Below are 4,728 nucleotides of genomic sequence, written 5' to 3' on the forward strand. Positions count from 1 at the left end.
CGTCCGCGCACGAGTTTCCGAGTGCCCCCCGGCAACTAATAATACTATAGCATATATTCAATTGACTTAACATAAAAATAAAAAGTCCCCTTCAAAGGGGAGGCTTTAAACCCAATTTTTCGGTAAAATTACAGCGGATTCCACTAAGCGTGAGGTTACACCCCTCGCGGGTAAGATGCCCGCACTTGCATTCATTTACAGGACTTACGCTGAGACTCTGCATATAGCTAGGGGGAATACTATTTACCACTACAGATAGTAGTGGTTTAAAATTAAATTTGCGTAATTCCTGATTTAATTATTAATATCTGTATTTGTACTTCATATACTTGGAATATGCTGTATATTTCGATATCTTAGGTAACAACAAAAGATATCTATTACTGCTAACTAGACTTTATGGGAGGTAACTCATGGGCATTAATCATAACGTTCCATATTTTAATCAAGAGAATAACGATATTGAGGGTTGGCGATCGTGTGGCGCTACAAGTGCTGCAATGTGTCTAAAATACTTTGGGGTTCCTGATTTAGGATCTATGCCACAGTATGAAGATGATGTTAAACAACGTTTTGATAGACTGGGAATATCACATACGACTCCAGGTGGAATTAGGAGATTAATAGAAGGTTTAGGATTGATAAATAATCTCACAATGGAAGGAAGTCTTTCAGACATTACTCGCGCTCTAGATGCTGGAGAAATCTGTATATTACATGGTTATTGGACAAACCCTGGTCATATTTTAGTCATACGTGGCTATAATGACAACGGTGATTTTTTTGTAAATGATCCAGCAGGAGAATGGTTTTACCACGGCTATCGTTATAATTCACGATATACAGAAGATAACAAAGGTGAAAATAAGCTATACAGTCGGAGACTAATATCCTGTGCTGGAAATGCATACTCTTTGCGCGAAGCCCTAAATTTTTATGATACTTGGGACAGTGGTAAGATTGAATCTACTGCAACAATGTGGCTGCATAGAATTTCTAAATAAATCTAGGGTGTATGATATTAGGAAGTCTCTAAAAATTCCTCTAATTTCAACAACAATATCAGGACTTACGCACGAGCTAGGAAAAAGTAGGGTTTGAAGTTACTTCGAACAGAAATACGTTCTACTGCGTAAGTCCTAAATAGGGTTTGCTGATTAAATATCGCGCTTATTGACTGATATTGGTTTGAGTAATTTTAGGCCTGGAAAAAGTGCGAGGTTTTATACCATTTTGAAAAAAGAATGTTACGAATAATAAGTGCAATAAAAAAATTTGCAGGAAATGCCCCTTTGATAAAAAAGATAATTTATGACCTAAAAACTGGTATTAAATCTATTCCCATACGACTCCTGACTCCTGACTCCTGACTCCTAAAAAGTACCCTACCTATTTGTAGCAAACATTTATAAAATTGGTTTTAGGTGGTAATGGTTCAAAAATTCAGGATTTTGGTCAAGAGTTAGGCAGAACAATCTTGGGACAAAACGCCCGCTCCTACCTCCTCCAAATTCCCATTTCTCCTGTATCCTGTCTTCCCCTCCCCTCCTGGGAGGGGCTAGGGGTGGGTTGTCTCCTACCTTCACCCATAAGACTTTTGAGCGCAAACCCTCAATATTCTACAAGTAGGTCTTATTTCCGGGTAAGCATTAATGTCTATAGTCTTGAATCTTCAGTGCAAACAGGTCAAAAAAGGGAAGAGTTCAAAGATAAAATATGTAGCTATTTACAGGGGATGATTCAGGATGCTGAAGATCATGCTGGCGTAGATGTTTGACATCCTCTCCGGCCTGAAGGCGCGGAGATTCCTACTGAGCCGTAACTCCTCGGTGGGTTGACGTTTTGCGCTTCGCAAAGCTCCGCTAACACAGGCTGCCGCTACCTTGACGGTAGTCTTATGCTTGCCTCCACGTCCGTTTAATGTCTCGGACTGCCCGCCCGCGACTAATATATTTATTGCTGCATTATGGTCTCTATCGTGTTTTGCACCACAGTTTAGACACTCCCATTCTCGCACCTGAAGGTCTAACTTTCCACCTTTAAACCCACAGCATGAGCAGGTTTGAGATGTTGGCTCAAGGGCGACTAATTACTCTGAAATCACGACCATATTTTTCAGCAATTCCATCTAAAAATGTTCTGAAGGTTCTCCATCCTAAATCTGATACCCACCCCTCTTGCTCCCCTCCCGGGAGGGGATGGGGGTGGGTTGCGGTTTTTAATCATACCAGATATATTGTCATACTTCTAAAACAACTGTTTGGTTTTCACGAATTATTTTAGTAGATAATTTATGTAGAAAATCAGTTCTTGTATCTTTCAGTTTGGCATGGAACTTAGCAACTCTAACCCTTGCTTTTTCATACCTTTTAGATCCTTTAGTTTTATGAGATAATGACAAACTTTACCTTTCTTAATTTCTTAATTCGTTTCTTCAGTGGCTTAGGAGCATCAACCTTTGTACCATCGCTAAATGTAGCAAAAGTTTTAATACCTAAATCTATGCCTACTGAATTATCAGTTTGAGGTAAGACTTCTGGTTGTATTTCTACTACAAAACTCAAGAAATATCTATGAGCGGAATCTTTGATTACTGTTACTGATGATGGAGCAGCAGGTAAATCTCACAGGCGATACAATTTTCAGCTTTCCAATCTTGGCGCTTCTAAACTTTGTGTTGACCAATTTTAAATCCTCATGCATGTAAACCTAGCAGTTTGTTTTGATTTCCTGATGCATGAATTTAGGAGGTTTAATAGGTCTACCTTTTTTCTCACCTTTTGTCGATTTAAAAAAGTTAGAGCAACGCCTGATTTAAATCATTCAATGATTGCTGCAATGGTATAGCAGAAACCTCTGATAACCATTCTCTGTCTTCAGTTTTTTTAGCTTGAGTAATAAAAAGCTTTTGTAGTTCAGTATTAGTGGTTTTCTTTTCTCTAAGAGTGTACTTTTCTTGGCAGCAAGCTAGACTATCATTCACTCGCCACACGGACACAACCAAATAGCTTTGCGCTCTCGGTATTTTTGTCCGGGTGTGGGATAGATACGATACTTAAACCTAGCTTTCATAATTTGACTATTAAACTAACAACATGATACCATATTTATTGAATAAAAACCAATTTAAAAGTCGCCCGCTTATGGGCGAGGCTTTAAACCCAATTTTCTGGTAAGACACACTACCAGGCAGCCAAAAATCAAAAAAGTTAGTCAACTTTCTTCCTTTTTCCCTCTTCTTTCTTCCTTCAAATTAAACTCGTGGCCTAATACCATAATAACGATACTGCAAATAATCTTGGAGAATACGATCATGGTCAAAACAGAGGTTTTGGGGAATTTGCCAAGGTTCAAATAAAGCTAAATTTTTGGCATCATCCGCTGCTTTTGGTTCTCCAGTGGCAGTGGCAATAAACACAACACTCATGGTGTGTTGACGGGGGTCACGACTGGGGTCAGAATAAACATAAAATTGTTCGATTAATTCTACTTCTAAACTCGTCTCTTCTTTTGCTTCTCGTCGCGCTGCAGTTTCAACAGATTCTCCATAATCAACAAACCCGCCAGGAATTGCCCAACCAAAAGGTTCGTTTTGGCGCTCAATCAATACAATAGGTCGCCCCGGTTGGTTAGTTAATTCAATAATAATATCAACAGTTGGAGTTGGATTACGATATGTCATGTTAATTTTTGAGAAATAATCATTTTGAATTTTATTAAGTAATAATAATGGTCAATTAATGTTTTTAGCAATTATTTATATGAATTAAAGATATCTTATTCATTATTTATGTAGGGACCTCGCATACAACTTCCCTACCATACAGGCGATTCGCCTTTGCGGACCATTAAGTAGCAAATTGCCCCTACTCTCTGCCCCCTGCTCTTAAGAAAATTTAGCAAAAATACGTGAGATTTAGTATTAGATAAAAAAATGTTACAAAACTGTGATTTATAGAGAAAAGGGAGCAAGGATTTATAGCAAAGATTTATCTAAATGGTATACTATACAAGTATAAAGAAGAGGAATTAATACCTTGCGCTCAAGCCACTCATAAAAAATAATAAAATAAATAAATAGTGCTAGGTACATAGAAATAAATTTCTCTTCTTTTAATAACAAAAAAGAAAGACTTTTTTTCATTTTCAAGTTAAGGAGGTATTTCTATGTCTACTCTGAGCTATACTGAGCAAAAGTATATTCTTATCCATACTGAGCAAAAAAAATCTCAGCATATCAAACCGAAGAAGCATTTAAAAAAAAGAGCAGAAATCAAAGCTATAAAAAGTGAAGAAAATTTAGTTGATGAATATTGTCACAAATCAGAGCCTGAATCTTTTCATGATTTACTGATTCGACTTATTTCTGGATTTGTTATTCCTCTGTAATTGTTGAGATTTTTCTTGAGCGAATTTCCTGCTCTTTTGACTAGCCAGAATAATTTTCCCAGCTTTCCTTTAAGCTATAGCAATGTGCGCTGGCATATTTACAAATTACAGGAGGTGTCCAATATCTAAAAGTCTTATATTACAGGACTTATATCATGTTCGGTTGAATACTTACACTTTGGAGGAAGGAAGGCAGCGGGAGCTGGAGGCAGGAGGCAGAAGCGGTGCGACCCCGCGGGGCGCGTCAGACGCAAGGGAATGCGCACTCCTGTGAGGGAAGAAAGGGTTAAAAGGGATAAAGTTTTTTTATAACTGATTATCCGAACATGATATTACGCA

8 protein-coding genes are annotated in these 4,728 nt (G+C 37.8%); 2 read left to right on the top strand and 6 right to left on the bottom strand.

The features are described 5' to 3' along the window. The first annotated feature begins 413 nt into the window (after positions 1-413). Complete coding sequence (locus tag F6K54_RS40575) at positions 414-1,004, top strand: C39 family peptidase (RefSeq protein ID WP_293090095.1); 591 nt, start codon at positions 414-416, stop codon at positions 1,002-1,004. 722 nt (positions 1,005-1,726) lie between these two features. On the opposite strand, the gene F6K54_RS40580 is transcribed toward F6K54_RS40575, so the two are convergent. The 6 genes from F6K54_RS40580 to F6K54_RS40605 all read right to left on the bottom strand — a co-directional run bounded on the left by F6K54_RS40580 (position 1,727) and on the right by F6K54_RS40605 (position 3,682). Next, the gene (locus F6K54_RS40580) at positions 1,727-2,017 is read right to left on the bottom strand and encodes a zinc ribbon domain-containing protein (RefSeq protein ID WP_293090097.1); all 291 of its coding nucleotides are present in this window, start codon (positions 2,015-2,017) and stop codon (positions 1,727-1,729) included. Between the two features lie 222 nt (positions 2,018-2,239). Next, entirely contained in the window at positions 2,240-2,401 is a 162-nt protein-coding gene (locus tag F6K54_RS40585) for a transposase (RefSeq protein ID WP_293090099.1), read from the bottom strand. Next, complete coding sequence (locus F6K54_RS40590; RefSeq protein ID WP_293090101.1) at positions 2,385-2,564, bottom strand: transposase; 180 nt, start codon at positions 2,562-2,564, stop codon at positions 2,385-2,387. Before F6K54_RS40590 ends, F6K54_RS40585 begins: the two co-directional genes overlap by 17 nt. Positions 2,565-2,797: 233 nt before the next feature. Then, positions 2,798-2,992, bottom strand: a complete 195-nt coding sequence (locus tag F6K54_RS40595) for a hypothetical protein (protein WP_293090102.1) — start codon at positions 2,990-2,992, stop codon at positions 2,798-2,800. Further along, positions 2,980-3,072, bottom strand: coding sequence for a helix-turn-helix domain-containing protein (locus F6K54_RS40600; protein WP_293081707.1), 93 nt, complete (start codon positions 3,070-3,072; stop codon positions 2,980-2,982). Before F6K54_RS40600 ends, F6K54_RS40595 begins: the two co-directional genes overlap by 13 nt. Before the next feature lie 181 nt (positions 3,073-3,253). Next, positions 3,254-3,682 carry an NUDIX hydrolase gene (locus F6K54_RS40605; protein ID WP_293090104.1) on the bottom strand — a complete coding sequence of 143 codons (429 nt, stop codon included), beginning with the start codon at positions 3,680-3,682 and terminating at the stop codon, positions 3,254-3,256. Between the two features lie 485 nt (positions 3,683-4,167). Here F6K54_RS40605 and F6K54_RS40610 point away from each other — a divergent pair, with 485 nt between their 5' ends. Continuing rightward, entirely contained in the window at positions 4,168-4,389 is a 222-nt protein-coding gene (locus F6K54_RS40610) for a hypothetical protein (protein ID WP_293090105.1), read from the top strand. The last annotated feature ends 339 nt before the right edge of the window (positions 4,390-4,728 follow it).

The sequence above is a fragment of the Okeania sp. SIO3B5 genome (genome assembly GCF_010692555.1).
In the GTDB taxonomy this organism is placed as follows: Bacteria; Cyanobacteriota; Cyanobacteriia; order Cyanobacteriales; family Microcoleaceae; genus Okeania.

What these genes read in the sequence shown, in the direction of transcription:
- F6K54_RS40575 (WP_293090095.1), top strand. Translation starts at nt 414, where the DNA reads ATGGGCATTAATCATAACGTTCCATATTTTAATCAAGAGAATAACGAT.
- F6K54_RS40600 (WP_293081707.1), bottom strand. Translation starts at nt 3,072, where the DNA reads ATGAAAGCTAGGTTTAAGTATCGTATCTATCCCACACCCGGACAAAAA.
- F6K54_RS40605 (WP_293090104.1), bottom strand. Translation starts at nt 3,682, where the DNA reads ATGACATATCGTAATCCAACTCCAACTGTTGATATTATTATTGAATTA.
- F6K54_RS40610 (WP_293090105.1), top strand. Translation starts at nt 4,168, where the DNA reads ATGTCTACTCTGAGCTATACTGAGCAAAAGTATATTCTTATCCATACT.